This window comes from Paenibacillus sp. HGF5 (assembly GCF_000204455.1).
Taxonomy (GTDB): Bacteria; Bacillota; Bacilli; order Paenibacillales; family Paenibacillaceae; genus Paenibacillus_AQ; species Paenibacillus_AQ lautus_A.
Genome location: NZ_AEXS01000038.1, coordinates 1 through 25965, shown reverse-complemented (window position 1 = coordinate 25965; position 25965 = coordinate 1). Strand labels below are relative to the sequence as shown.

The 25965-nt window shown below is 51.4% G+C and carries 26 protein-coding genes and 1 tRNA gene; 22 read left to right on the top strand and 5 right to left on the bottom strand.

Annotated elements, in window-relative coordinates:
- The first annotated feature begins 151 nt into the window (after positions 1-151).
- The 4 genes from HMPREF9412_RS06740 (at position 152) to HMPREF9412_RS06725 (ending at position 5526) form a co-directional block, all read left to right on the top strand.
- Positions 152-1531, top strand: a complete 1380-nt coding sequence (locus HMPREF9412_RS06740; protein WP_009590726.1) for a helix-turn-helix domain-containing protein — start codon at positions 152-154, stop codon at positions 1529-1531.
- Between the two features lie 421 nt (positions 1532-1952).
- Positions 1953-2906 carry a CynX/NimT family MFS transporter gene (locus HMPREF9412_RS06735; protein WP_254664012.1) on the top strand — a complete coding sequence of 318 codons (954 nt, stop codon included), beginning with the start codon at positions 1953-1955 and terminating at the stop codon, positions 2904-2906.
- 286 nt (positions 2907-3192) lie between these two features.
- On the top strand, positions 3193-4422 hold the full coding sequence (locus HMPREF9412_RS06730; protein WP_009590732.1) for a chromate transporter: 1230 nt from the start codon (positions 3193-3195) through the stop codon (positions 4420-4422).
- Between the two features lie 171 nt (positions 4423-4593).
- On the top strand, positions 4594-5526 hold the full coding sequence (locus tag HMPREF9412_RS06725; RefSeq protein ID WP_009590648.1) for an NAD(P)/FAD-dependent oxidoreductase: 933 nt from the start codon (positions 4594-4596) through the stop codon (positions 5524-5526).
- 163 nt (positions 5527-5689) lie between these two features.
- Here the strand turns inward: HMPREF9412_RS06725 and HMPREF9412_RS06720 are convergent, their stop codons facing one another.
- The gene (locus HMPREF9412_RS06720) at positions 5690-5992 is read right to left on the bottom strand and encodes a hypothetical protein (protein WP_009590635.1); all 303 of its coding nucleotides are present in this window, start codon (positions 5990-5992) and stop codon (positions 5690-5692) included.
- Between the two features lie 148 nt (positions 5993-6140).
- Between HMPREF9412_RS06720 and HMPREF9412_RS06715 the strand changes: the two genes are divergently transcribed.
- From HMPREF9412_RS06715 to HMPREF9412_RS06680, 8 genes are all read left to right on the top strand, one after another.
- On the top strand, positions 6141-6527 hold the full coding sequence (locus HMPREF9412_RS06715) for an antibiotic biosynthesis monooxygenase family protein (RefSeq protein WP_009590632.1): 387 nt from the start codon (positions 6141-6143) through the stop codon (positions 6525-6527).
- Positions 6528-6751: 224 nt separating this feature from the next.
- Positions 6752-7732 carry an AAA family ATPase gene (locus HMPREF9412_RS06710; protein ID WP_009590729.1) on the top strand — a complete coding sequence of 327 codons (981 nt, stop codon included), beginning with the start codon at positions 6752-6754 and terminating at the stop codon, positions 7730-7732.
- A gap of 12 nt (positions 7733-7744) precedes the next feature.
- Positions 7745-8851 carry a DUF58 domain-containing protein gene (locus HMPREF9412_RS06705; RefSeq protein WP_009590621.1) on the top strand — a complete coding sequence of 369 codons (1107 nt, stop codon included), beginning with the start codon at positions 7745-7747 and terminating at the stop codon, positions 8849-8851.
- On the top strand, positions 8848-10152 hold the full coding sequence (locus HMPREF9412_RS06700) for a DUF4129 domain-containing protein (RefSeq protein ID WP_009590639.1): 1305 nt from the start codon (positions 8848-8850) through the stop codon (positions 10150-10152). The genes HMPREF9412_RS06705 and HMPREF9412_RS06700 overlap by 4 nt, the downstream gene beginning before the upstream one ends.
- 12 nt (positions 10153-10164) lie before the next feature.
- The gene (gene pulA / locus HMPREF9412_RS06695) at positions 10165-12117 is read left to right on the top strand and encodes a type I pullulanase (protein ID WP_009590624.1); all 1953 of its coding nucleotides are present in this window, start codon (positions 10165-10167) and stop codon (positions 12115-12117) included.
- Between the two features lie 100 nt (positions 12118-12217).
- Positions 12218-13822, top strand: coding sequence for an S-layer homology domain-containing protein (locus HMPREF9412_RS06690; RefSeq protein ID WP_009590666.1), 1605 nt, complete (start codon positions 12218-12220; stop codon positions 13820-13822).
- Positions 13823-13950: 128 nt separating this feature from the next.
- Positions 13951-14406 carry a RidA family protein gene (locus HMPREF9412_RS06685; protein WP_009590671.1) on the top strand — a complete coding sequence of 152 codons (456 nt, stop codon included), beginning with the start codon at positions 13951-13953 and terminating at the stop codon, positions 14404-14406.
- A 2-nt stretch (positions 14407-14408) separates the two neighbouring features.
- On the top strand, positions 14409-14924 hold the full coding sequence (locus tag HMPREF9412_RS06680) for a GNAT family N-acetyltransferase (protein WP_009590718.1): 516 nt from the start codon (positions 14409-14411) through the stop codon (positions 14922-14924).
- A gap of 43 nt (positions 14925-14967) precedes the next feature.
- Here the strand turns inward: HMPREF9412_RS06680 and HMPREF9412_RS06675 are convergent, their stop codons facing one another.
- Positions 14968-15819: an alpha/beta hydrolase family protein gene (locus HMPREF9412_RS06675; RefSeq protein ID WP_009590677.1), complete on the bottom strand. Its 852-nt coding sequence runs from the start codon at positions 15817-15819 to the stop codon at positions 14968-14970.
- Positions 15820-16013: 194 nt separating this feature from the next.
- Here HMPREF9412_RS06675 and HMPREF9412_RS06670 point away from each other — a divergent pair.
- The 9 genes from HMPREF9412_RS06670 (at position 16014) to HMPREF9412_RS06630 (ending at position 21148) form a co-directional block, all read left to right on the top strand.
- Positions 16014-16086: transfer RNA gene (locus tag HMPREF9412_RS06670), tRNA-His, on the top strand.
- 128 nt (positions 16087-16214) lie between these two features.
- Positions 16215-16475, top strand: a complete 261-nt coding sequence (locus tag HMPREF9412_RS06665; protein WP_009590668.1) for a YqkE family protein — start codon at positions 16215-16217, stop codon at positions 16473-16475.
- Positions 16476-16610: 135 nt separating this feature from the next.
- On the top strand, positions 16611-17192 hold the full coding sequence (locus HMPREF9412_RS06660) for an AAA family ATPase (RefSeq protein ID WP_009590685.1): 582 nt from the start codon (positions 16611-16613) through the stop codon (positions 17190-17192).
- Between the two features lie 132 nt (positions 17193-17324).
- On the top strand, positions 17325-18044 hold the full coding sequence (locus tag HMPREF9412_RS06655) for a DsbA family oxidoreductase (RefSeq protein WP_009590684.1): 720 nt from the start codon (positions 17325-17327) through the stop codon (positions 18042-18044).
- A gap of 103 nt (positions 18045-18147) precedes the next feature.
- Positions 18148-18975 (top strand): GNAT family N-acetyltransferase, encoded by an 828-nt coding sequence (locus HMPREF9412_RS06650; RefSeq protein ID WP_009590723.1) that lies wholly within the window; start codon positions 18148-18150, stop codon positions 18973-18975.
- 18 nt (positions 18976-18993) lie between these two features.
- Complete coding sequence (locus HMPREF9412_RS06645) at positions 18994-19593, top strand: DUF4269 domain-containing protein (protein WP_009590680.1); 600 nt, start codon at positions 18994-18996, stop codon at positions 19591-19593.
- Entirely contained in the window at positions 19586-20056 is a 471-nt protein-coding gene (locus HMPREF9412_RS06640; RefSeq protein WP_009590689.1) for a DinB family protein, read from the top strand. Before HMPREF9412_RS06645 ends, HMPREF9412_RS06640 begins: the two co-directional genes overlap by 8 nt.
- 25 nt (positions 20057-20081) lie before the next feature.
- Entirely contained in the window at positions 20082-20726 is a 645-nt protein-coding gene (locus tag HMPREF9412_RS06635; protein ID WP_083829912.1) for a TVP38/TMEM64 family protein, read from the top strand.
- A 104-nt stretch (positions 20727-20830) separates the two neighbouring features.
- Complete coding sequence (locus tag HMPREF9412_RS06630; RefSeq protein WP_009590644.1) at positions 20831-21148, top strand: hypothetical protein; 318 nt, start codon at positions 20831-20833, stop codon at positions 21146-21148.
- A 104-nt stretch (positions 21149-21252) separates the two neighbouring features.
- On the opposite strand, the gene HMPREF9412_RS06625 is transcribed toward HMPREF9412_RS06630, so the two are convergent.
- The 3 genes from HMPREF9412_RS06625 to HMPREF9412_RS06615 are packed head-to-tail and all read right to left on the bottom strand — an operon-like array spanning position 21253 to position 24723.
- The gene (locus tag HMPREF9412_RS06625; protein ID WP_009590636.1) at positions 21253-23277 is read right to left on the bottom strand and encodes a CotH kinase family protein; all 2025 of its coding nucleotides are present in this window, start codon (positions 23275-23277) and stop codon (positions 21253-21255) included.
- Between the two features lie 18 nt (positions 23278-23295).
- The gene (locus HMPREF9412_RS06620) at positions 23296-24006 is read right to left on the bottom strand and encodes a DUF4956 domain-containing protein (protein WP_009590663.1); all 711 of its coding nucleotides are present in this window, start codon (positions 24004-24006) and stop codon (positions 23296-23298) included.
- 3 nt (positions 24007-24009) lie between these two features.
- Positions 24010-24723, bottom strand: a complete 714-nt coding sequence (locus HMPREF9412_RS06615; protein WP_009590686.1) for a polyphosphate polymerase domain-containing protein — start codon at positions 24721-24723, stop codon at positions 24010-24012.
- A gap of 267 nt (positions 24724-24990) precedes the next feature.
- Between HMPREF9412_RS06615 and HMPREF9412_RS06610 the strand changes: the two genes are divergently transcribed.
- The coding region (locus tag HMPREF9412_RS06610; RefSeq protein ID WP_009590670.1) for a histidine kinase N-terminal 7TM domain-containing protein at positions 24991-25965 on the top strand (975 nt) is incomplete at its 3' end.

The following is a 25965-nucleotide window of genomic DNA, read 5'->3' as shown; positions in this document are numbered from 1 at the left end:
GATTCCTCGGAGGCGTCTTTTATTGTATCTTATAGAAATATTTTAGGTATGTTAAGTTCATCTACTATTGACCTAAAGAATGTAAAATAATAGCATGAAATTAATTAATTACAAAACTAATATTTGGTTTTCCATCTGGGGGTGTGGTTACTTGGAGACGACAGCCACGATTCGCGGAGAAATAGTAAGATATTTGCAGAATCATCGTATGACGATTAACCAATTTGCGAGGATATCCGGCATCAACAGCGGAACACTTAGTAATATCTTGAATGGTAATCGTCCCATGTCCATGCACCAGTTAGACCGGATTACCGAAGGTATGGGTCTGGAAGAGGGGCACTTCTACAATCTTTACATAACGGAAAGTATTTTCCACACCACTCCGGATTGGCGGAGACTGAGGCCTTTTCTTAAGCGATGTGCTGAACTGGATAAATTGGACTGTTTGCATAGAACTGCACGAATGACGTTGGAAAATATCAATTACGTACCAATGCTTTTCGAAATGGCGGAAGAATTGTTCATCGAGGAAAAGCATAAAGCGGCTGCGTTATTATACGAATGCGTAGCCGAATGCGAAAAATTGCAGTATTCCGAACGGTTAGCACTTTGCCAATATCGATTATTCTTAATCAGGTTAGGTGAGAACCAAGAGGAAAATTTACAAGCTGCCGTATATTTCGAGCCTTATATTGATAGGTTGGATGAAATGTATCAGTTGGATGCGTATGTTAAGCTTATTAATCTGAATATATCTTTGCAGCGTATGGATAAAATCGAAGCTCTTGCCAAAAGAATGGAACATCATGCCAGAATTCATTATCAGCAAAATAGGAGCTGGTTCGAGGGAAGTGGAAATCCAAGGAAGCCCCTTATTTTTTATATTTTGTATTCATATTTAATTCAGGCATATTTATATCAAGAGCGTGGGGATTACGATAATGCATTCTACTACGTATCATTGTATGAAAAACCAGACTGGATAACTAACGCCAGTAATGAAGAATCCCTCATTATGAATCAATTCAAAGAATGGGCTGAAGCAAATCGCTATATGTTTAGTTTAATGAGCGGACAACCAGGTGCCCTACATCAGTATGTAGATTACGTTGAATCGAGAGAAAATGAGATCTTTCTTGCTCTATGCAATATCATGGTCGCAGCCAATCGTTATCAACTTCATGTTGATCCGATTTTGGACCGTTTTAAAGAGCATTTGCATTATAGATCGCAGCAAAATGAGCTTGGAAAGATAAGCGATCAGGTCACAATAAACCGTTACACCCGCCTTCTCGCCGAGTTAGGGATATACTATTTGAATGCCAAACAGTATGATCACGGTTTATCCTATATCCTGGACAGTCTCGAGTATTCGATCAGAATCAAAAGCGATAACGGGATGCTGCGGTGCATGGGGATCTTTGAGCAGTTCCGCCATGCTGCAACCGAGGATATCCTGAACCGGTATAATGAATTGATTCGCGATGTCCAAAAATTATCCGTGTATGCCTGGAGCCCGGTTGTGTAGGGCTCTTCGGTGCGTCCATGCGTTATTACATGACATTGCCGCCAGGGTGTTGACCTCCCGGGGCTATGGCCTAAAGTCCGGGTTTGTGATAAACTCGGATAAGTTTATTTTTACATATCGGATGAAAAGTAAGGAGTCCATGTCATGACATCAAGAACATCGATAGATCCAAACACCAATTCCACAGGGCGCACATGGTTGATCTTTGCAGGCATTATCCTTATTGCCATTAACCTCAGGGCGGCGATCACTTCGGTAGGTCCGCTGATCGGAATTATTCGAGAGGATACGGGAATTTCGAACACATTGGCAGGCATGCTGACAACGCTGCCACTATTAGCCTTTGCTTTACTGTCGCCGATGGCGCCGGCCATGGCCAAAAAAGTGGGGACTGGAGACAACCCTTCTGCTGAGTATGGTCGTGCTGACTTTCGGCATCGGCATACGCTCGATATCGTCTCCCTACACGCTGTTGATAGGTACCGCCTTTCTAGGTATGGCCATAGCCGTAGGGAACGTGCTGCTCCCGAGTCTGGTCAAGCGGGACTTCCCGCGCCATATCGGTTTGATGACAGGCACCTACTCTGCCTCGATGAACCTGCTCGCCGCGATTGCCTCGGGGGTCAGCATTCCGCTGGCTACCCAAGCCGGGCTTGGTTGGCAGGGCTCCCTGTTAATTTGGGGATCCTTGTCCATATTGGCGATGATCGTATGGCTGATCCAGCGCCGCAGTTCCGGAAAAACCGCTGAGGTCAGTTCTGCTGCTTCGAAGCAGCAGAGCGTGCTGAAGTCGCCGCTTGCTTGGTATATTACTTTATTTATGGGGCTTCAATCGTTTACGTTCTACGTGAACATCTCATGGCTGCCCGAGATTCTGAGAAGCCAAGGCATGGATTACAGCGCCGCAGGATGGATGCTCTCGATTCTCCAATTTGTCAGCCTGCCATTTTCCTTCATCATTCCTGTCCTGGCCGGCCGGAATCCGAACCAGCGTGTATTGGTAACGATCTCTGCATTGTCCATGCTGATCGGTTATGCCGGTTTGTTATCCGGCATGTCTTCGTTGAATCTCCTATGGGTGATGCTGGTAGGTATTTCGGGTGGGGCGAATTTCAGTTTGTCCCTGATGTTCTTCACCCTTCGTACCAAAACGGCCCACGAAGCCGCCGCGTTATCGGGTATGGCCCAGTCACTGGGTTATTTGCTGGCTGCCGTCGGTCCGATGCTGATCGGGTTCCTGCATGACGCAACGGGAGGATGGAAGGTGCCTCTGACGGTGCTGTCCGCTGTTGTCGTGGTGTTGTTCATCTTTGGTTTTGGGGCAGCGAAGCCAGGTTATCTGTCCGTTCCGGACGAAACGAAGACGGAGGCTTAAAGCTGCAGAAGTCAGCATCCGGTGATACATCTTGCTATAAGAACAATATGAAGAGCGATCCATGGAGATACTCCAGTTGGGTCGCTCTTTTTTAATGAATGTGCGGACTTTCGAACGATAGCACTCAAAGGTTCTGAAAATTTTACATTACGTTTACATAAATGGGTAGATTGATCATGAGAATATGGTATACTCTGAAATTTGATAAAGATGATCTGTATACTTAAGACTGAACGGGTTAAGAGTTCTATTACATTACACCAAGCAAACGGGGAGCGATGGTATCTTGAATCTACAGACAGATAAAGAGCAAACACAGTCTCAAGTTGGCAACAGCCAACCGTCTGGAAGGTGGCGTGCGCTCGGCGAAACCTGGTGGACTGCTCTGCAGCTGGGACTTACTTCATTTGGCGGGCCGATTGCCCATCTCGGATATTTCCACCAGACCTATGTACGGCGGAAACAATGGCTGGATGAGAAAAGCTATGCGGATCTGGTGGCTTTGGCCCAGTTCCTTCCCGGACCTGCCAGCAGCCAGGTAGGCATTGGCGTAGGGGTTATGAGAGCCGGACTCTGGGGCGGACTTGTCGCCTGGCTCGGCTTCACGCTGCCGTCCGTGCTCATGCTTATGATTTTTGCCTATCTCATGCAAACCTTCGATCCCGGCTCGGCAGGTTGGATTCAGGGGCTTAAAATCGTCGCCGTAGCCATCGTAGCGCAAGCGGTACTCGGAATGGCAGGAAAGCTGGCCTCAGGCCCTGTCCGGGCGGCTGTAGCGTTAATCGCCATGGCAGTCGTGCTGCTGTGGCAGAGTCCCGTGACTCAAGTGGCGGTGATCGCTCTCGCCGGCCTGTCGGGACTGTGGCTATTCAAGCGTCAAGCAAACGAAGAGGCAACACCCGTGATGAAAATGCCGATCGGACGGAGAGCCGGACTCTTTTGCCTGGGAGCGTTTGTCGTTCTGTTGGTAGGTCTCCCGCTCCTTAAAGGGATCACCGATAATGGATGGGTAGCCATTGTGGACAGCTTCTACCGTGCCGGATCGCTTGTATTCGGCGGAGGGCATGTCGTTCTTCCGCTGCTGGAGAGCGAGACGGTACTGAACGGATGGATGTCTAAAGAGGATTTTCTAACCGGTTACGGGGCGACACAAGCGGTACCTGGCCCGTTGTTTACATTTGCCGCTTATCTTGGGGTCCTGATTCAGGGAATACCCGGAGGCATCGTTGCCACGCTTGCCATCTTTTTGCCCGGATTTCTGCTCATTGTAGGAGCCATGCCATTCTGGAACGGTATCAGAAGAAACCCGAAGCTGCAGGGCATGCTGACAGGCATGAACGCGGCTGTGGTCGGAATTCTGCTGGCCGCTTTGTACCATCCCATATGGACTTCCTCCATCCACGGCCCGCTTGAATTTGTGATCGGCGCGGGACTGTTCGGGATGCTGATGTTCTGGAAGAGTCCCCCATGGCTTGTTGTCATCATTGGCGCATTAGCAGGACAGTTTCTCCTGTGAAGGCCTTATTGAATAGCCCTCGGCACGGTGTGCCGGGGGTTATTTGATTGATCAGGAGTAAATCGCATCGGATTGGTTAAATATTAGGGTGTATCTCTATTCGGGAAGCATGCGTTGATCACAAGAGTTTTCAGCTCTTAATTCGATACAGAAATGAGTGGATAAACCTACATGATGGACAGAGACGTGAAAGATTGCATTATTGTTGGCGGCGGAATTGCAGGTCTGCAGGCAGCTATACAACTGGGACGGTATTCGGCCTACGATGTACTGGTCATCGACCGGGGAACGGGGCGTTCCACCATCTGCAAGAGCTACCGCAACATACTAGGATGGCCGGAAGGGGTGTCCGGTGAAGAACTCAGACAGCGAGGGCGGAAGCAGGCGGAGGCCGTGGGCGTTACGTTTGCAGCCGATGATATACGGAAGGCCGAACGGGATGAAGCGAAGTGTTTTGTGTTAACCGGTAAAGACGGAACCAGGTACAGGGCAAAAAGCATGCTGCTTGCAACAGGCTTGATGGACCGCTTTCCCAAGCTGCCGGGCCTGATGTCTACGCTGGGCACCTCCGTTTTTGTATGTCCCGATTGCGACGGATATGAAATTCAGGATCGAAAAACCGTTGTGCTGGGATCGGGCGATCCCGGTGCCAGTATGGCCATTTTGTTATCCGAGCGGGCGAAGGAAATCATCTATGTCAATCATGAAGGACAGCCGGCTTCGTCCGAGAACATGACGCAGTTAGCGAATCTTGGGATTCCGTATATAGAGAAAAGAGTAACCGAAATTCAGGAGGAAGGAGGCATCCTATCGGCTGTTGTGCTGGAAGACGGCAGCATCATCCGCGCGGAGCGCGGTTTCATATCCTTTGGCGGGAACATGATCTTTTCCGAATTGGCCGAGCAGTTGGGGGCGGAATTGGAGCACAATCGGCATGTGAAGACCGATCCCCGATCCAAAATGACGAGCGTCGAACTGCTGTGGGCTGCAGGCGACCTGGGCGTCCATTCCGAATTAACCACCGTTGCCATGGGGGAAGGCGCAACGGCTGCGATCTGGATCCATAAAACGCTGAAGAAGATGTCAAGCCAAGCCGTAACATAATGTTAGGAGTCAGGCTGGAACATTCGCATGGTCCAGCCATGACATGATGACTAAAGAACCCGCCTGATCGGGCACGGGATGTAAGGGCGATACCGTGGATCAAGGCGGGTTTTCCGGTACTATGAGCGGATTGTCAACTTAATTCAAGTCGAGGGACTAGACGTTATGACAGACCGAATCTCGTGATATGATCTTCGAGTTTATATTTTTGCAGCAATTCCGTTTGCTTGGGACCGATCAGGTCAAAATGCGGATATGGCTGGCGGTGATGGATATACTGCGGATTTAATCCATTGGATATGCACCAGTCCTTCAGGCGCTGAATATCCGAGCAGCCTACTTTGGTTACGGTATGAAACTCCGGAAACCGCTTATCGTACCAATAATGGGTTAAAAACGCGATATCGCCATTGGCGACTTTCTGTTTCCATTGCTGTAATTCCTGCTTCGAGATGCCGAATGCCATGTTAGTCTCATCCTCATTCGTATATTCATTCTTCTCATTATACCAGCATATACTTGGACTGCACCTACTTGTTTTCATAGCCTGGTGCTGCGAAATCTGAAGCACTGCCTTACCGTTGATCGGATCGATGCGAAAGAGGGGGAACGTTATGATATTGGAATCTGCCATTCTTTATATTAAACCTGGGCTGGCAAGCGAATTCGAAAGTGCATTTCGGGAGGCTTCCGGCGTATTGCTATCCAAAAAGGGGTATGTAGGCCATGAACTTCACAAGTGCGTGGAGAACCGGGATGAATATATATTCCTTGTCCGCTGGAGCGGCATTAAGGATCACCTGATCGGCTTCCGCGGGCACCCGGACTATAAGAAATGGGCTGCCTCTCTGGAACCGTTTTATGCAAAGGGGCCTGAGGTTAAGCATTATATCGACATCCGGATCGACAGCCGCGAGCAGGCGGAATCGGAGCTGGCTAAACTGTTGATTCCGGAAAGCGGCTCGAATTCCACCGCAGAGGAGAACAGGCCGGCAGAGTAAAATAGGCTTCAACTTACCGGCTAATACAACACGGCATGGGTATCATCAGTGAAGGTGAATTCCCGGGAGCCGTCATTGGACGGCTTCTTGGCGTTTTTGGAAGAGACGCGCCCTGGTCAGTGAAGGCTTGGCCAAACTTGGCCAATCGGTCTTATTTTGTCCCGAATAACAGGAATTATGGGAGGTCGTGACGAACTTTGTTGTTAAGTAAAACTACATAAGGGGTGGTTACAATCATTACAGATTATCATGGCGTCCGCCGTCTTGCCGACGACATTCGGGCAAACGTTTCCAAAGTTATGGTAGGCAAGGAGCAGCTGATTGACAGATTGTTTATTGCCATGGTCACATCGGGTCATGTACTGCTGGAAGATGTTCCGGGAACCGGGAAGACGCTGTTGGCCAAATCCATCTCCAGGTCGATTGATTGCACGTTTAAGCGGGTACAGTTTACGCCGGATTTGCTGCCGTCCGATCTGAGCGGCATTTATTTCTATAATCAACAATCCGCGACGTTTGAATTCCGTCCCGGTCCGCTGTTCACCAATATCCTGCTCGCCGATGAAATCAACAGAGCGACGCCTCGTACGCAGTCCAGTCTGCTCGAGTGCATGGAGGAGCGCCAGATCAGCATCGACGGAGTAACCCATCAACTGAAAGAACCGTTTCTGGTCATCGCTACGCAGAACCCGTTGGAGCAGCAAGGAACGTTTCCGCTGCCGGAGGCACAGCTGGACCGATTTTTATTCAAATTGAACATGGGGTATCCTACCTCGGAGGAAAGCGTGAATATTTTGAAGCGATTCAAAGACGAACAGCCGCTGGAATCCCTGACGGCCATCGCAGCGTCCGACAGCATCGTACAAGCCAGGCATATCGTCAGCAAAGTACATGTCAGCGATGAGATGTTGGCTTATATCGTCGAACTTTCCGAGCATTCGAGACGGGATGAAGCCGTCGCCTCCGGCGTAAGCCCGAGGGGCTGCCAGGCATTATTGAAAGCGGTGCAGGTACAGGCCGTCCTGAACGGGAGAGAGTTTGTTACGCCTGATGACGTGAAGGAGCTCGCCGTGCCGACGTGGGCTCACCGCTTGAAGCTGCGGGGGACGCTCCACAACCGCGGCGGCGCGACTGCGTCAGAAGAAGTGATCGAACGATTGCTGCAGCAGGTTGCCGTACCGACAGAAGAAGGCATCTCGTCGTAGGGGGCGATGGCGATGGGAGCCTACTGGATATTGTTGATCGCTGCTGTGGTTGTAGTCGTGCAGGGCAAGATTTTCAAACGGACGGCACTCCAAAAGCTGAACTACAGCCGTTCCTTCAAGGTATCGACCTGCTATGAGGGAGATTCCGTGGAATTGATCGAAATCATCGAGAACCGTAAAGCGCTGCCGGTGCCCTGGCTTCGGGTAGAATCCCAGTTCCGCTCGGGCCTGGCGTTCGATAATCAATTGAACCTGGACATCAGCGAGGGGCAATTCAATCAGAACCATAAGAGCTTCTTCAGTCTGCTGCCTTGGACCAAGATCCTTCGAAGACATCGAATTACCGCGAAACGAAGAGGTTTGTACAAGCTGGGAACGGTATCGATGACGACAGGGGATCTGGTCGGCATGGAGTCGGTTGTCCAGAGCAAGACCCTGCCCGGCGGAATTATCGTGTATCCGATGCCGATGGATGCGTCGGACATGGAGCTGCCGGTTCAGACCTGGATGGGGGAGATGCTGGTCCGCAGATGGATCATGGAGGATCCGTTCCTGATATCGGGCGTCCGCGAATATCGGGACGGTGATCCGCTGAAGGATATCCAATGGAAAGCGACTGCACGGACGGGAACCCTGCAGGTTCACAGGCGGGATACGACCGCGGACAGCCGGCTCTTCATCTATTTGAATATTGAAGATCATGAGCAGATGTGGAGCAAGGCAACGCGTCCGGAGGCCATTGAGTATGGCATCCGCCTGGCAGCCGGCATTACGGCGCATTTATTGTCACAGGGCATGGAGATCGGAATGGGGACCAATGGAACCCTTGGCGAGGATTCAAACGATGAAGCATTTGTTCCGGTCGCAGGCGGCATGATGCAGCAGGAGCTGATATTCGAAATGCTGGCCAGACTGGAGCTGACCCGCCGGCTTTCTTTTCATGATTATTTGGCCCACGAGCTGTCGCGGCATGAAGAAGCTAAAGATATCCTCATTCTGAGCACTTACGTCAGTCCCAGGCTGGAAGAGATGTTTCAGCGATTCCGGGATAACGGGCACACGATCCAGGTATTCCTTCTTCGCGACGTGCCGTCTTCCGCGAAGGAGGTGTCCGCATGACCCGTCGAGGCTCCGGATTTATAAGGGCTTTTTGGCAGGGATTGGTGGAGTGCGTACTGTATTTCCCGGTGCTCTTCATTCCGGCATTCTATCTGCTGCCTGAATCGTACCGATGGATATGGCCCGCCCTGGTCTTAGGCGGGTACGTCATGGGCTACGCAGGTGCACATTGGTTCAACATGGATCGTCAGTTCAAAGCGTTCGTATGGGCTTGCCTGGTTTCCGTTGCTGTATCCGTTGCCTTTGTAGGGGTTGATATCACCCTTGCTTACGTTATCCCGCTGTTGTTTATTGCCAGTATTCGCGGAAGCCGAATGGAGCAGGTGAACTGGAATTTGATGTTCCCGGGAACATACTTCCTGATCGGGTTGATTCTGTACGGGGTCAGCAGCTTTTTTCTCAGTTTCATGGACTCCTTCCGCGGCGGAATATCGTCTCTGACCTGGATGGGAGCGGCTGCGTTAGGATTGACCCTGCTGATCGTCAACCGGCAATACGTGCTGGACGAAACGCTGCCGGGCAATGACCAGCCCGTGCTGGAACGGCGCGTGCTGCGCTACAATCGCTGGTTTATCATCATTTTGCTGGTCCTTATTGCGCTGGTCGCTTTTCTTCCGCAGCTGCAGCAGTGGGTCTCCGACATGGCGAGGGGGATCGCTGCCTGGATCTCCGGGTGGTTCAGTTCAGGTGCAGAGCAAGCGCCGGAGCCGCCTTCAATGTCGGAGCCTCCTCCCGAGATGCCGTTTCTCGATGAAGAAACCAAGCCGCCTAGCCAGTGGATGAAAGTCCTGGAGCAAGTGCTGATTTATGGCGTGTTCACCGTTATCGGGATCGGTATGCTATACGTTCTGTTCCGGTTTGGTAAAGTGCTGCCGAGTCTCTACAGAAAATTCTCCGCATGGATGAACAGGATGATGAACAGGCAGAACGTCCAGCCCCAACTGGGCTATGAGGACGAAGTGGAGAATATAGAGCATGACCCGGCATCCAAGCGGCTGCGACGGCTGTTGTCCGGCGTGCGTATCGGCGGAAGGCATCGGGAAGGAGAAGGCCCGGAACAGCTGAATGAGAAAATCCGACAAATGTATCGTTTGATACTTTCCCGAAGCATCAGGGAAGGCTATAATTGGAAAGCGTCACTTACACCGCGGGAGACCGAACACGATCTTAAGGAATGGGACGGACGGAAGGATCGTGTTCCGCAGTCCTTGATCGAGCTGTACGAGGAAGCCCGATATGGAAACCGTGCCATTACAAAAGAAGAAGTGGAAGGACTGCAACTTGACCGGAAGCCTAAATGAGGAGTGAACATCTTGTCGGTACAAAAAGAAAGCAACGCTGTTATTCACTACGGAGATCCCGCGGTAACCGGGGGCGTCTCCGTTTTTGATAAGGAATTTGACAAGCTATTTTATTATGACGGAACCGACCTGGGGTTAACCTACCAAGCCCAAGAGTCCAAGTTTCGCCTGTGGGCACCCACGGCTAGCGAGGCCTACGTGCTGCTGTACCCGGATTGGCAGACGTCAGAAGCACGGCGTTTCCCGATGTCGCGCGACGTGAAGGGAACCTGGCTGCTGAAAATAGAAGAGAATCTTCATGGGATGTTCTACACCTACCAGGTGCTAATCGGGGATCAATGGAATGAAGCAGTCGATCCCTACGCGGCTGCCGTAGGCGTCAATGGAGATCGGGCTTACATCGTGGATATGGCCCAAACCGACCCCGAGCGTTGGACAGACGAGAAACCGCCGTTCCAAAGCCCGCTGGATGCCGTTATCTATGAACTGCATGTTCGTGATTACACCATTCATCCGGACAGCGGAGTGGAGCTTAAGGGCAAGTTTAAAGGTCTGACGGAGACGGGTACCCGGGGGCCGGGAGGGATTCGTACAGGACTTGATCATATCGTTGAGCTGGGGGCCACGCACGTGGAACTGCTGCCGATTTATGATTTTGCAACGGAAAGCGTGGATGAGACCAGGCTGCATGAGCCTCAGTACAACTGGGGGTACGACCCGAAGAACTATAATGCTCCTGAAGGCTCGTATGCTACCGATCCGTATGTGCCGGAGGTTCGGATCCGTGAATTGAAGGAGCTGATTCAGACCTTCCATGAACAAGGCCTGCGGGTCATCATGGACGTGGTGTATAACCATGTTTATGACGGGTATTTGGTCAACTTTACGAAGCTGGTGCCGGGATATTATCTCCGCTACACGAAAGACGGCAAATTCTCCAACGGATCCGGGTGCGGCAATGACACGGCATCCGAGCGTCCGATGATGCGGAAGTTCATTGTGGAATCCGTCCTGCATTGGGTGAAGGAGTATCGGGTGGACGGTTTCCGCTTTGACCTGATGGGATTGCTGGATGTGCAGACGATGAATGAAATCCGTGCGCGCCTGGACGAAATCGATCCTTCCATCATGACGATCGGCGAAGGCTGGGTCATGAAAACCGAGCTGGACGAGAAGAAACGGGCGAATCAGCAGCAAGCGGCCTTGATGCCGCGAATCGCGCACTTTAACGATGGTTTCCGTGATGCAGTTAAAGGGGATATCTTTTATTTTGATTATAAAGGCTTTGTGAGCGGCGGCGTCGGATATCAAAACAAGGTGAAGCAAGGCATCGTGGGCGGCATTCCGTATTCCCAAGATATCAAGGCATTTGCTTCCGAGCCGGATCAGTGCGTGAATTATGTGGAGTGTCACGATAACCATACCCTTTGGGATAAAATCATGCTGTCTACGGATGGGGAGTCGGATGCCGTTCGCCGCGATATGCACCGGCTGTCATCGGCCATGATTCTTACCAGCCAAGGCATTCCTTTCCTGCACGCCGGCCAAGAGTATTATCGCTCCAAGAACGGTGTAGAGAACAGCTACAATGCCAGCGATGAGGTGAACCGGCTTGATTGGGGAATGGCATCGGAACACCAGGACGGGGTGAAGTACATCCAGCGGCTCGTTCAGCTGCGCAGGAATCATCCGGGGTTCAGAATGAGGGATGCAGCGTCGATCCGCAAGCATCTTCATTTCGAGCCGTGCCCGGAGCATGCCGTTGCTTTCACGCTTCGCGATCATGCGGGCGGCGACCCGGCAGAGCATATTTATGTGATCTATTATGCCGGACGCAAACCGTCTTCCCTGACGATACCCGAGCTGGGCGATTGGAAGGTTCTGTTTGGCGAAGAGCATGTGAAGGGATTGAGCCGGGATTCCCTTGTGGTCGAAGGTATAGGCGCGGTCGTTTTAACTTGTTAAATCCTTGACTGATGCCCACATTACCAAGAAATGCATAATGCCTGATTCTATCATCATCTGATATGCTGAGAATATCAGATGATAGAATCGAGGCGTCCCTTTGAAGAAATATATCCTGTCACTTTGTTTCCTTTTGTCTTTTACAGCATTTATAAGCCCCCTTCAGGCATCAGCAACTCAAGCTCCTAGCCCAACCGCTTTTCACGATATTTCGTCCAGCTTTGCAAAAGACGCGATTTACCGTCTGGCCAAGCGAGGCATCGTAAGCGGGGATGGCACAGGAGCTTTTTTGCCGCGAAATCCGGTTACGCGGGCCGAATTTATCGCTATGGTTGCCAGAATGCTGAACATGGAGCCTGTTCCGAACGATCTGCCCGCCTTTCAGGACGTATCCCGTTCAGCTTGGTACTACGGCTGGGTTCATGCAGGCCTTAACTTATCCATCGTGGAGGGGAACGGCTACAAGTTCTTTCCGAATGCTTCGATAACAAGACAGGAAGCCGCGGTCATCGTTATTCGTGCCATGAAGGATAGTGGATACGATAACGGATATACCGCCGGCTACTATACGGATTCGGAATCGATCGCGGCATGGGCTTGGCGTGCGGTCGGCCAAGCGACGAATACAGGCTGGCTGCAAGGAAGCCAAGGCCAATTCAGACCGCTGGACCCGATCACCCGGGAAGAAACGGCGATGCTGCTGGACAGGGTCCTTCAATCGGGAAACGTGAAATCCATGATCGACAGCCAGCCGGCCGCGAATATTCATATGGGCTGGTTGTACAATGGCTCGACCAAGCAATATATCTCCTATGCCAAACGGGCCGGGTTGAATGTGCTGGTGCCGCGGTGGTATTACATGGAGTCTAACGGGAAGCTTTCGGACAGCACCGACATCGAGCTGCTGAATTGGGCTCGTAACAATGGCCGGCAGGTGTGGGCTATGGTGGGCAACCGCGCGAATGCGGAAGGAACCCACCAGGTTCTAAGCAGTCCGCAGTCCCGGAAGTCTGTCGTAGACAGCATCGCTGCGAGCGTATCCCGCTACCGATTGGATGGGATCAATATCGATTTTGAGAACGTCATGCCTGAGGACAGGCAGAATCTGACGGCCTTCATCACGCAGTTATCCACGGAAATGAAACGGCTTGGAGCCAAGTTATCCATTGATGTTTCACCTGATCTGAATACGGATTGGACGGCTGCCTTCGATTATCAGGCGCTTGGCAGTCAAGTGGACTATATGGTGCTCATGAGTTATGACCAGCACTGGGGCGGTTCGCCGAAAGCGGGCTCCGTATCCTCTCTGCCATGGAGCGAATCCGCGCTGAGCAAGCTGCTGACCCAAGTGCCGGCTAAGAAGAGCATCATTGCGTATCCGCTTTATACGAGGGATTGGCAGATTGCTTCATCGGTGTCCTCGTCGGATATCGGTTTGATTGAACAGGGACATCGCATCCGTCTGACCCAGGCTTCCTTAACTTGGAATGCCAGCGTGGCGCAATATGAAGCAGCTTATAGCAGCAGAGGCATCCAGCATCGCATATGGACCGAGGATTCCCGCTCCCTGTCATGGAAACATCTCATGGCCGCCAAATACCGAATTGCCGGGTATGCCTATTGGTATCCGGGAGCAGAAACGACGGACGTGTGGCAGGCGATTGACAATGCGGAGCGTTATGCTTCGTATTCGTTCCGGATCTAAGAGCAGACAGGTTACACCCAAGACCAATCCCGATGAATGGGGTTGGTCTTTTTTTGCTTGTAAAACGGTTATTCCGTGATACAATAATTGAAATTTAATTTGAATGATTTTCCTTTAGGAGTGATCAAATGACCGTTTGTGCGGAGGAACGTTTACAGCAACTGGGCATCAGCTTGCCAGAAGCCGGATTGCCGGCAGCCAAGTATGCCAACTACGTCATCGTGAACGGGTTGATGTATGTTTCCGGCAAGGGACCATCCGGGCAGCCAAGGGGCAAATTGGGCGAGCATTACACAACGGAGCAGGGATACGAATATGCCCGGTTGACCGGAATCGAAGTCTTGGCCGTATTGAAGGAAGGCCTGGGATCGCTTGATAAAGTGAAGCGGGTGGTTAAGGTTCAGGGCTTCATTAACGCAACAACCGATTACGAAGAGCATCATATGGTGTTGAATGGTTTCTCGGACTTGATGCTTGAGGTGTTCGGGGATCAAGGGATCCACGCCAGATCCGTATTCGGCGCGGTATCCTTGCGGGACCAGCTGCCTGTCATTGTGGATTCGATTTTTCAAGTGGAGGGATAGCCTTGACGTTAGCATTAAGGGAGCTGCTGGAGAAGGAGGATGAGAGTCTTCTGCTTATGGTCCAGGAGATTGGTACCGGCGAGAACGGCTTTGTTAACGGCTTAAATAGCAGCAGCATGGAGGAGTTCTCCTCCAAGGTCCGTCGCAATTACGAAATGGCACGAAGCATCAATCTGCCGGATGAGTATGTTCCCCAGACGATTTATTGGCTGTATCATACCGGCAAGCCTGTAGGTTACGGCAAGCTCAGACACCGCTTGAATGAGAAGCTGTTGGAGTCAGGGGGGCATATCGGGTATGTCATCAGGCCGTCGGAGCGGGGGAAAGGATATGGCAAACAGATGCTGGCGGGGCTCGTTAAGAAAGCCTGTGAAAAGAACATAAGCCGGGTCCTTCTAACCTGCGATGAAACCAATCTGGCTTCCCGTCGCATCATAGAATGGAACCATGGTGAACTCAGTTCTATTGCGGACGGGAATTGCAAATACTGGATCGATACGGCTGCTAGGCTGGAATAGGGGTGTAGATACCGATCATCATGAGCTTTAGATTAATTACGCCTTAACTTCGCTTCAACCAGTCGAACATCCGGTTGATCGCCGCGGCATGCTGCGGCGGCGGGAAATGATGTCCCAGCCCTTCGTACAGGTGGGCTTCTGGCTGGTGTCCCAGTTCTTGAAGCTTGTCCAGCATCCGGAAGCTGTGTTCAACCAGGACCTGCTCGTCCCGCGTACCATGCACAATCAGGACAGGACATCGGATTCGATCCGCATAGTAAATCGGGGATCGAAGAAGGTATCGTTCTGGAAACTTGGTCGGCGTACCGCCAATGACGCGTTTCATCATTCTGCGCAGATCGATCCGTTCCTCGTAGGTCTGCGCCAGGTCGGAAACGCCGCTCCATAGAATCATTTTGGATACATGAGATGACCGGGCGGCTGCCACGGCAGCATTGATCGCCCCGCGGGAGAAGCCCAGCAGATGCATACGGCTGTTGTCTATCCATGGAATGCGGGATAACCATTCCAAGGCTGTGATCACATCCATCGTATCGGCGCCTCCAAACTCATCCCTGCCCTCGCTGCCTTCGTTTCCGCGATAGGCCGGAGCAAACACGGCATAGCCTTGCGCCGCGAATTCTTCGACCCACTTCAACCTGACCGCGCCGATCCGGCCTATGCCTCCGCGGCAATACAGGACCAGCGGAAGCTTAGATTCGATCGAGCCGGAGGCTCCTTCCGGAACAGGCTCCTTATTCAAGGAGCATGCAAGCGTGCCGGTTATCGTAACGCCGGGAATGGCGTCGACCGCTTCGGACATTTTCTGGCTGCGATTAGGGGACAATTGCGGCGGCAGACCCAGATATCCTTTCACATGCAATCCCTCTGAGACGTAATCGATATGATAGATCATGGATGTCTTACCCCCTATGCTGAAATCATCATGTAGCAGCGTATGTGGACTCTTGGTCAGACGACGGAGTTCAAGTAAGTATAGTATTTACTCGTCGTTGAAATCAAGGGGCGATGTAAGAAATTACAATTTGCCAAACGGCTGAATATCTGATATATTATGATCTCGGGCATGATGACATGTCCATTGTCATGGCGGTCGTGGCGAAGGGGTTAACGCACCGGATTGTGGCTCCGGCATTCGTGGGTTCAAGTCCCATCGATCGCCCTTAAGTAAGTATACATAACGAGAAGGAGAGCCGAGAGGCTCTCCTTTTTCGTAAATCCTCCTCAATAGATACGGATGTCAGACGACATTTAAGATGGTATAATGGATTGAAATCGAGGTGAGTATTTATGGCAAAAAAGAAACGAACGGCCCCGGCGCCGCGAACGGAAACTGCCGATAAACCCGCAACGCTAAAAGATATGCTGGACCCTCAAGTTTTGGCAAAGCTGAAGGCGACAACCGATTCCTTAAAGGCCTCTGAAGCCGAGCGGCTGGAGAAGGAGCGGCAGGAACGGGAAGCTGCACGCAAGGCGGAACAGAAGCGTCGCGATAACGATTTTGAATATCTGCTGGAACACAGCGAGATGGATTGGAAAAAGTACAAATGACAGGCGGCGGCACGCTGTCTGTTTTTTAATATAGCTATCAGATAAGGATAGGTTTAACAAACCAGGCCTATCTGGTAATGCAATAAACGATTGAAGTCTACACAGTGGAACCAAATGCGGAGGAAGAACGAAAACATGAATCATGGCCGTGCTATAAGGATCGGAATAGGCGGGGGGACGGGCAGCGGCAAAACGACGCTAAGCCTCCAACTCAAGGAGAAGCTTGTCGAGTATCGGGTGGCGCTCTTTCATATGGACAAATATTATAAGTCCGTCAGACCTATGTCTAAAGCGCCCTTTACGAATACAATCTTTGAGGATTTTAACCATCCGGACGCCGTCAACATCCAGCGTCTGACCGATGAGATAGAACAAGCCGCCCGTTGCGGTGACCATGATGTCATCGTCATTGAAGGGTTTCTTCTGTATCAATTCGAGGATCTTCGAAACTCCCTGGATCTGAAGCTGTTCGTCGACTGTCCCGCGGATGAAAGAATGCTTCGAAGAAACCGGCGGTTCATGGAGAAGGGTCATCGCGAGGAAAGCGTGATACAGGAATATTTGCAGCTTGTGCGATACAGGCATGATCAATATGTCGAGCCTACCCGTTGGCATGCGGATTTGGTGATGAACGGCTCCTTGGAGGGGAAGCTTGGCTGTGCGGTTGTGATGGACTGGATTCAGGCCAGGATACAAGATAGCAGGAAGCATCGCTGAAGGCTGTGTACCGTGAGCTCATATCAGGGATTACCGTGCAGTATTGCCGTTTTCATATGTAGTGTTGATATCAGGGCGAAAGCGGGTTACAATTAGTAAGTTAGTATTCCTGCTCGCTAGGAGGCGAATGAAATGAAAGTTGAAATTTGGTCGGATTTTATGTGTCCGTTCTGTTATATTGGAAAGCGCCGGTTCGAATCGGCATTGGAGCAGTTCCCTCATAAGGATCAGGTTGAAGTGGTATATCGCAGCTTTGAGCTTGATCCGAATGCGTCGTATAAGCCCGGGGTTTCCATGGACGAGTTATTGGCGGCGAAATACGGCATGAGCATAGAGCAGGCCAAGGCAGCTAATGCCAACGTGACTCAACAAGCGGCCAGTGTTGGACTTACCTACCACATGGATCGCGTGATACCGGCCAATTCATTTGATGCTCACCGACTGGTTCATTTTGCTGCGCAGCATGGTAAAATGAAAGACATGACGGAGCGGCTGTTCCGCGCCTATTTCACGGATGCCGAGAATCTGGAAGATAAGAACCTGCTCGCCGATCTGGCGGCGGAGGTCGGACTGGAGCGGGAGCAGGCTACGGCGGTGCTTGAAAGCGATGCTTTCCAATCCGAGGTACGGGCAGATGAAGCCGCAGCGACGAATCTTGGAATTCGGGGAGTGCCGTTCTTCGTGCTGGGAGGCAAATATGCCGTGTCCGGCGCACAACCGCTGGAAGTTTTCACGGATGCACTGGACAAAGCCTATCGTGAAGCGAATCCCCTAGTCATGGTGAACGAGTCCGACAGCAACGACGGCATGTGTGCCGACGGATCTTGCGATCTGCCGGGCAGCGCGAAATAAACCATACACAGCAAGCCTAGAGCCCGAAGCATCCGTACACGATCTTCGGGCTCTATTTATCAAGGATCTTGAAAATTGAATACATAAAGCATAGGAGGTAACCATGCTGCATCTTCCATCCGAGGAGCTAATCCATCGCATTCAGCGTTCAGAAACGGAGTATATGTATGATCGAATGCAAGCCATCGAAGGCCGGACCGGAAATCCCGAAGGGATTGAGATGGTTCGTTTCGGCCAAGCGCTGTGCTTGTACAGCAAAACGATGCCCTGGCTTTCTTTTAACACGGTCAAAGGACTCCGTTCGGAGAATCTGAAGGATCTGGACGCAATCATCGACTTCTATCATTCGCGGGACCGCAAATTCCAGTTCGAGATCGTGCCCGCCATGGTGAATCAGGCATTTCTCTCGGCGCTTGCCGATCGCGGATTCTTCCAATCCGCCTTTCATAATTCCATGTATATGAACCCGCAAGAACTGGTGGACATGTCGGATCACGGAATTGTGATCAAAACAATAGACAAAGACGAGTTTGAAGATTATGCTAAAGTTCATTGCCTGGGAACAGGACTGCCGGTGCAAGGGATCCCTTCCGTAGCATTGAACAATCGCGTATTGCATGCAAGACCGGGCTGGAGGTTCTATATGGCTTATGTGGATGAGCAGCCGGCTGCGGCCGGTGTCATGCATATAAACCATTCCACGGCTTCGCTTACATTTGCCGCTACGCTGCCGGAATACCGTAGACGGGGGCTGCATCAGGAGCTGCTTCGCAGAAGAATACGGGACGCGAAGCGGGAGGGATGCAATCTGGTTGTCGGTCAATGTGCCTTCTTATCCCAGAGCCATCGCGACATGGAAACCGTCGGCATGAAGCTGGGCTATGTTCGGACGACCTGGACCGAGCGTCAACCTGAAAGCTCAGCGGAGTAGGGCAGGTGGGAAACAGCGATGCAAGAAGAGTTGGATTTTTTAAACCTGGAGTATTTACGTCAAGGTACAGCCAAGCAGCAGCAGGCAGCTTTGGTTATAGATGAACTAGAACTATGGGAGCATTTGAAATCCTGCAGCCCTATACTGGTGGGCACGATCCCGATCGGGATTGACATCGCTTCAAGCGATCTCGATATCATATGTCATGTGACGGAGTTTGACCTGTTCGAGCGAGAACTCAGGGCGTCATACGACCGACTTGTTTCGGATTTCACATACTCTTTCCGAGGTGTGGGGAACGTAGAGCGAGCAGTAGCGCGATTTCGGTACAAAGGTTGGGAATTCGAGATTTTTGCCCAGCCGGTGCCTTCCATGAAGCAGAATGGTTACCGTCATATGGTAGTGGAATACAAGCTGTTGAAGCGGCTCGGCGAAGCTGCAAGGGAAACTATCATCGAGCTGAAGAGGGCGGGTTATAAGACGGAACCTGCCTTTGCGAAGCTGCTGCATATACCGGGCGATCCTTATGGGGAGCTGCTGGAGATGTATCGCTGGCCGGAGGAACGACTGGACGCTTATATCAAATCATATATGGACAAGGAGAATGTATATGAATGACAAACAGCAGCTGTTAAACGAGTATTCGGAATGGATCGGCAAGGTGAAGGAGTTCGGTGACCTGGAAGAGGGCTATTGGAATTCCCCGATTGCGGATGGGAAATGGACCGTGCGCGATGTAGTGTGCCATATCATGCGATGGGATGAGTATTTTTTTAATGAGGCGATCGCCAAAATCTCAACGGGAGATGCATTGACCGTCCGGCATCTGGATTATGACGTCTTCAATGAGGAGGCAAAGCAATATGCCAAAACGCTATCGACGGAAGCGCTGGTGGACCGGACGATAACCGCAAGGGAGCAGCTGATTCGGGCCATTGAAGAGCTGCCGGAAACGAAGTATGAGGAGCGGTACGCGGACGGAGACGGGCATCCCTTTGAAGTGGCGCAATTTATGAGGGATTTCATCTGGCACGATAATCACCATCTAGCTCAGCTGCATCAGGTGCTGCAAGTTGGTTAGTACAAGCAATACTTAGCGGAAATGGGTGAAGTCATTGAATGGCTACTTGGACATCATGTCTTATTTTACACAGAGCAATCTGGAATGGTTTCTTGACCAGTTTCGAGCCCTAGGCCCTCTGCCGGGCATACTGCTGACTTTCTTGAAATCCTTTGTTCCACCGATGCCCACGATCGTGATCGTTGGCGTTAATGCAGCGGTGTACGGGCTGTGGGCAGGATTCCTTTACTCCTGGATCGGAATGGTGGCGGGATGCTTGACGACGTTTCTCCTCGTGCGGAAAATATCCGGGACTCCCCTGATCGAACGCTGGGCGAAAAAACCGAAGGTTCAGCGCGGCATGCGCTGGATTCAGCGCAACGGCTTCAGTTATGTTTTTCTGCTGGGCATACTTCCCGTCGGGCCTTTTGTCGCTGTCAACGTGGCCGCCGGACTGGCAAGAATGAACGTCATGTCCTATCTCATGGCCGTAACCTTGGGCAAGGGCATTATGGTGTTTTGCGTTTCGTACATCGGGGCTAATCTCTCGGATTTTATGGCGGAGCCCTTCAAATTGCTCGGTGTCCTAGCCTTTATCTTGCTGTCCCTATGGGGCAGTCGGAAGCTGGATTCATACTTTGTAAGAAAACAATCGTTTCACGATCAAGAAGCTGAACTCAACTCCAATTGAGTTCCCAGTTCCTGATCGTTTACGGGAATGGATGCGGAGTCCTTGTATTTGCTGTATAATGGTAAAATCTCCAGTATCGGCATGAATGAAAGGAGGAAGCATTTATGACCAAATTGGCCTCATCCATTCTGGAAATCATTCGAATGATGATCATGATGATGATCGTGACAGCGGTTCTGGGCAGCATGGAGCATCAGATCCTGAAGTCCTGGATTCCTTGGGAAGGGTTATATTTCCTGTTCCTGTTTGCGGGAAATGTATGTTGGTTCCTGGTCCTCTATCGCAATCGCCTGCAATTCAGCGGCTGGTATCGTTCGGCGGAGACGCAGCGCAAACTGTCCGGAAATGCAACGAGAACCATCGTAGCGCTTGGCGCGCTCCTCATCGCGACACCGGTTATTTTAACGTGGATAACTGCTTAGTAACTGCTTGATTATGTAACGGATATCGGCTAATAAACGATTTGCGTATATAAAAGGGACAGTTCCAAAGGTTGATGCCTTCGGAACTGTCCCTTGCTTGTTGATTACAATCTTTTTCGTTTATATAGAGTCACAAAAAGACATGAGAGCAGCAGCAGTACGAGGGAAACTCCTGCGTACAAGGCTTCCTGGGCTGCTTCGTTTGACCAATCGCCAGGCCGGCCCATTCCGCGTCCTCCCTGCATTTGACCGCCAAACTCACCGCCGAACCCGTTCCCCATCTGTCCTTGAGGGAAATCCGGCATCTGCCCTTGACCATTCTGAGTCTGCGCTTGCGGCATGGTCGGTTGATTGCCGCCTGTAGAGGGCTGGTTCGGAGATTGCGTTGAATCTGTAGAATTTTCCTCTGCGTTACTTTCCTCTGCATGACTTGTTGGATTAACGGCAGAAGCAGCATCCATCGCTGTTCTTTCGTCGGAACTGCTTGTGCCTGATCCAACCGCCAATATAATCGACGAGACAGATTCATCCACGTCAGGAGCGTCGCCAGAGCCTTCTCCAGTGCCGCTCGATGTAACATCCGCGTTGCCGGAAGCAGCAGAAGTAGCACCGTCGCTGTTGGCAGGCGTGTTTTCGCCAGAGATGTCTCCGCCCGGGGCGTCGTTAGGGACAACGATCCCAGTCCCGTCAGTCCCGCTGCCGTCTGTTCCATCCGGTGTCGTGCTTGTCCCGGTGCCGGTAGAACTCTCCGGGTCGGCATCATTGGAATTCGTACTGCCGTCAGGTACCATCCCGTTACCACCGGGTCGCACGCCGTCAGGCCTTAGACCTCCTCCGCCACCTGGCCCCATACCGCCGCCGCTGCCGCTTCCGTCGCCGGCGGAAGGGATCGTCCCATCCAGCTGCTGCTGGATATTATCCATGGACCCTTCCGCGAATGAGGTCAATGTCGGGAGAGATTGCTCGTACTCCTCATAGGAGTAGAACGGTCTGGGGTCTTGCTTGACGTGCTCGGATATCAATTCCTGCAATTGCGCTACCCGTTCCTCGAAATGATCCTGCTGCATGTATCCCTCCAGCATCTCCGACAGGATGGCATGGTAACGTTCCTTATATTCGTCAACCTCGAGCAGCTTGGCAATCAAGGGGCGTTCCGCCAAAGCACCCTGAGTGGGCTCGTCAATCAAGATGCCGGAGCCCCCAAACCCTCCGAACGCCATGTTATAATCCCAGGGCAGGACGGAGAAAATGCCGTTGTTCTCATACAGGTAGTAGTTCTGTTTGTTCATCCCCAGATAACTGTCCATATTGGAGGCAACGACGTTCAAGGCAACGTACTTGAGCACGTTATCCACATCCAGCACCTTCTCGTAATCGGTGCCGTTATTCAGCTCGTCGAGCATGTCGATCAATACATCGTCATTGGAGGACTTGGATTTCATGACAAGCCCGGTGTAGGAATCGGGGTCGCTGCCGAGCCAAGCGAGATCGCTGCCCGAGCCTGTCATCTCGGCTTTGTATAACGCGCCGTACGAATTATCGAAATGACGCTGCAGATAAGAATCGCCAATCTGTTCTATTGCGAGGTAGAACCCCCACAATTCATCGTTAACGTATACATTGACGTAAGAGAAGCCGGGTGTCGGCAGACCGACGGATTCCGCCAGCTCGTAGGTCAGGAATTCCCGCATATACGAGGCGTCGCTGTAGTTGTTGTTCAGATTGATTTTGCTGATCCCGTTCAAGGTTTGATTGAGATATTCATCAAAGGAGATCTTGAAGCTGTAGCGGTCGGAATCGGAATTGACCACGCTGCGCAGACTTAAATTGCCTTTGGTGCGAATGCCGACATGATCAAATTGCATGCCGTTGTAATTGACGGACGCTTCTTTGTATTCTTCAGCGCTGGCGTTGTCCAGCATATCCTGGAAATCCGCTTCGTCGATCGTGATTTTAACGTCAATGACCTTGTCCTTCGGAAAAACCGCGGAATCGACTTGCTCCTGCAGGCCATCGTTCTCAGAGCTTCCAGCCGTCCCGGCAACCTGTGTTGTCCATTGGCAGCCTGTGAGCAGAAGGATTATGGACAGCGCAAGGGACAGCAGGACTGTCGTTCTTTTCTTCATCATTTCTGACCACCGCCTGACTTAGGATACATAATCGCCGCTGTAACTGATCAGAACCGCATGTTGAACGCCCTGCAGCTGGGACAGCTTGTTCACGAATTGGCCTTCGGCATCGCGCAGCCGTACTTCCAGCGTCATCTCGATGCTGCCCGGCGTCACGGTTTTTTGCTTCAGGTTGTAACGCTTCACAGCCTGACCGACTTGTCCTTGAACGGCTTGCTCGGCCTGCTCGTTATCGCAATGGACGACCAGCAGGTAAGGGGTATCGACCGTCGCTTTCTTAATGAAGAAGAACAGGATAAGACCGACAACGACGGAGCCGATGGCAGCCAGCGTGTAGAACCCGGCTCCGGTTACGATCCCGGCAACCGCGGCCCAGAACAGGAAGATCAGATCGGTTGGGTCCTTGATGGGCGTGCGGAAACGGACGATGGAGAGCGCGCCGACCATACCGAGCGAGAGCACGAGATTCGAATTGATGGCAATGATGACAACGGCCGTGATCATCGTCATCCCGATCAGCGACACGTTAAAGCTCTTGGAATACAGAACGCCGCTGAAGACCCTTTTATAGAGCAGATAAATAAACAGCCCGATAACAAAGGCAACGGCGAGCGTGATCAAAATTTTGGCGATGCTGATGTCGGATACGAAATTTTCCATGACGGATTTTTTGACGATATCCGAAAAATTGGTGGTGTTCGTATTGCTTGATGTCGATGTGGTATTCATGAACTATTGATCCTCCCATGTGTTATATTTCAGAAATTTACGGCACATTACATATTTGGATGCCGATTGCCGGTTGAGGCCGTCCAGCTGCAGCGCGATTTTGATGTAATCCGGAATGTACTCGTCGTATTTGACCTCGAGTATGATCAGATTCTCATCGATCGCCCGGATCGGCAGCAGGTTCCGATTGAACAGTTCCGTGGAGTGCAGGCCGGTTCTCAGCTCCTTGTCAAACGTAATCCGCACATTTCCGTTAGCGCAGACGTAAGGCTCGCGGACATAATCGACAATGACCTTGGGCCGCAGCAGCTTATGCTTCATCTCGTGGTACAGCTCCATCATCAAAGGCTTATCCGGCTGATAGAGACAGTCGTATTGTCCGGCCATGATCTGATCGGTCATCTCCCTTGTGAGCGGTTCCTTCAGCTTGGCGATGTAATCCCGGAATTTGATTTTCTTCTCAAAATGGATCGTGTCATCGGCTACGTTATAAATACGGATTCGGTATTTCACCCGATCCCGGACGCCCGCCAGCTTCTCGTATAGGGCTTTATTATTGATATCATCAAAGTACAAGCTTCGAATGTGATATTCCCCGGCGGGTCCGGCATGCTGATCATAGGTCACCAGATTCTTCAATCGTTGGCGGATGATCCGATATTGGTGAAGATTCACGAAAAACTTCAGCTCGTTCCGGTATTTTAATGGGGTTGTCATGTTTCCACCTCGTTTCTCTCTGTCTTTCGTATGCTTGTTTGCTTACGAAATCTATCCTATCAATCGTTCCTGATATCTTTCTTAAGCGCGGCTGAATGTAAACTGAATGTTTTCGCAATGTAAAATGAAGGTATTGAAGAAAGAAACAATTTCATTTATCAGTGGTCTTTATTTCCTCGGCATGGGTAAGGAGGGAGGTCCCCCTGCTGGCGCAATCTATGGTAGGATGAAACTATATTCGGGAAGAGAATGGAACGATGCGTCTTGATGTATTATGTGTTCGCGCTTTGGAGTGCAGCGGCGGTGCTGCTGTTCAATCAGCCTCGAAGCGAGGTGAACCGCTGGGCGGCTTTTTTCCTGTGGAGTGCAGGGATCGGGGGGTTGACGGACTGGCTTGCGCCTTCCGGTTTTATTGCGGCCGCGTACGGGCCGTGGATTCAATTCCTCAACCATACCCTAACGCCTTACGGCGTGTTGATATTTTGCATGGTGTATACCGGCAGACCCCGGCACCATAGGAGAAAACGTGATCTCAAAATAGGCCTGCTGCTGCCTGTGTTCGCGATGCTGGTCCAGGTGCTCCTTACGAAAGATTACCGGATTCATTACGGATGGCTGTTCGTATGGACCGGCCCCTATTATGTGGCTGCATGCGCGCTGCTCATTGGAGCCTTATCCTCTGAGAAGAACCCGCGGAAACGCAAAAGCATGTGGATTACCACCTGGATTATGGTGCCAACCTTGCTCGGTGTGATGCTGTTGATAAATGTAGGGAATGTCATCTGGCCCGGTTACGATTCATTCCGGTACGTGTCCCTGTTTATTCTGTATTCGATGGGCGTTGCCGTCATCTGTACCTTTGTGTACGGCGTCCTGGGCGTTCGCCTGAAATTCGAGCGCGATCCGCTGGATCGCACGATGCAAGCGGTCAGCTCAGGTACAACGATGCTGAATCATACCATCAAGAACGAGGTCGGGAAAATCGCCATGAGCACCGATAACGTGAAACGGCTGCTGTCGCCGGATAACGAAACGGCCCTGGAGCAGCTTGATGTCATCGCTAACGCTTCCAAGCATTTGTTAGCGATGACAGGGCGCATGCAGCAGCAGATGAAGGCGTTTAAGCTGGTGGAACAGCCTGTCCGCGCGGATCAGCTGCTTGCTGAACTGCAGCTTCGCGAACAGGAACGGCTGCGCAGTCATGGCATCGAATTAAAGGTGCTGTGCACACAGCGTCCCTGG

Bases quoted from the DNA above. Each gene is read 5' to 3' on its own strand.
- HMPREF9412_RS06725 (WP_009590648.1), top strand. From the start codon at position 4,594: ATGATGGACAGAGACGTGAAAGATTGCATTATTGTTGGCGGCGGAATT.
- HMPREF9412_RS06685 (WP_009590671.1), top strand. From the start codon at position 13,951: ATGACCGTTTGTGCGGAGGAACGTTTACAGCAACTGGGCATCAGCTTG.
- HMPREF9412_RS06720 (WP_009590635.1), bottom strand. From the start codon at position 5,992: ATGGCATTCGGCATCTCGAAGCAGGAATTACAGCAATGGAAACAGAAA.
- HMPREF9412_RS06705 (WP_009590621.1), top strand. From the start codon at position 7,745: ATGGGAGCCTACTGGATATTGTTGATCGCTGCTGTGGTTGTAGTCGTG.
- HMPREF9412_RS06675 (WP_009590677.1), bottom strand. From the start codon at position 15,819: ATGATCTATCATATCGATTACGTCTCAGAGGGATTGCATGTGAAAGGA.
- HMPREF9412_RS06645 (WP_009590680.1), top strand. From the start codon at position 18,994: ATGCAAGAAGAGTTGGATTTTTTAAACCTGGAGTATTTACGTCAAGGT.
- HMPREF9412_RS06630 (WP_009590644.1), top strand. From the start codon at position 20,831: ATGACCAAATTGGCCTCATCCATTCTGGAAATCATTCGAATGATGATC.
- HMPREF9412_RS06650 (WP_009590723.1), top strand. From the start codon at position 18,148: ATGCTGCATCTTCCATCCGAGGAGCTAATCCATCGCATTCAGCGTTCA.
- HMPREF9412_RS06660 (WP_009590685.1), top strand. From the start codon at position 16,611: ATGAATCATGGCCGTGCTATAAGGATCGGAATAGGCGGGGGGACGGGC.
- HMPREF9412_RS06620 (WP_009590663.1), bottom strand. From the start codon at position 24,006: ATGAATACCACATCGACATCAAGCAATACGAACACCACCAATTTTTCG.
- HMPREF9412_RS06700 (WP_009590639.1), top strand. From the start codon at position 8,848: ATGACCCGTCGAGGCTCCGGATTTATAAGGGCTTTTTGGCAGGGATTG.
- HMPREF9412_RS06640 (WP_009590689.1), top strand. From the start codon at position 19,586: ATGAATGACAAACAGCAGCTGTTAAACGAGTATTCGGAATGGATCGGC.
- HMPREF9412_RS06715 (WP_009590632.1), top strand. From the start codon at position 6,141: ATGATATTGGAATCTGCCATTCTTTATATTAAACCTGGGCTGGCAAGC.
- HMPREF9412_RS06665 (WP_009590668.1), top strand. From the start codon at position 16,215: ATGGCAAAAAAGAAACGAACGGCCCCGGCGCCGCGAACGGAAACTGCC.
- HMPREF9412_RS06625 (WP_009590636.1), bottom strand. From the start codon at position 23,277: ATGATGAAGAAAAGAACGACAGTCCTGCTGTCCCTTGCGCTGTCCATA.
- HMPREF9412_RS06655 (WP_009590684.1), top strand. From the start codon at position 17,325: ATGAAAGTTGAAATTTGGTCGGATTTTATGTGTCCGTTCTGTTATATT.
- HMPREF9412_RS06615 (WP_009590686.1), bottom strand. From the start codon at position 24,723: ATGACAACCCCATTAAAATACCGGAACGAGCTGAAGTTTTTCGTGAAT.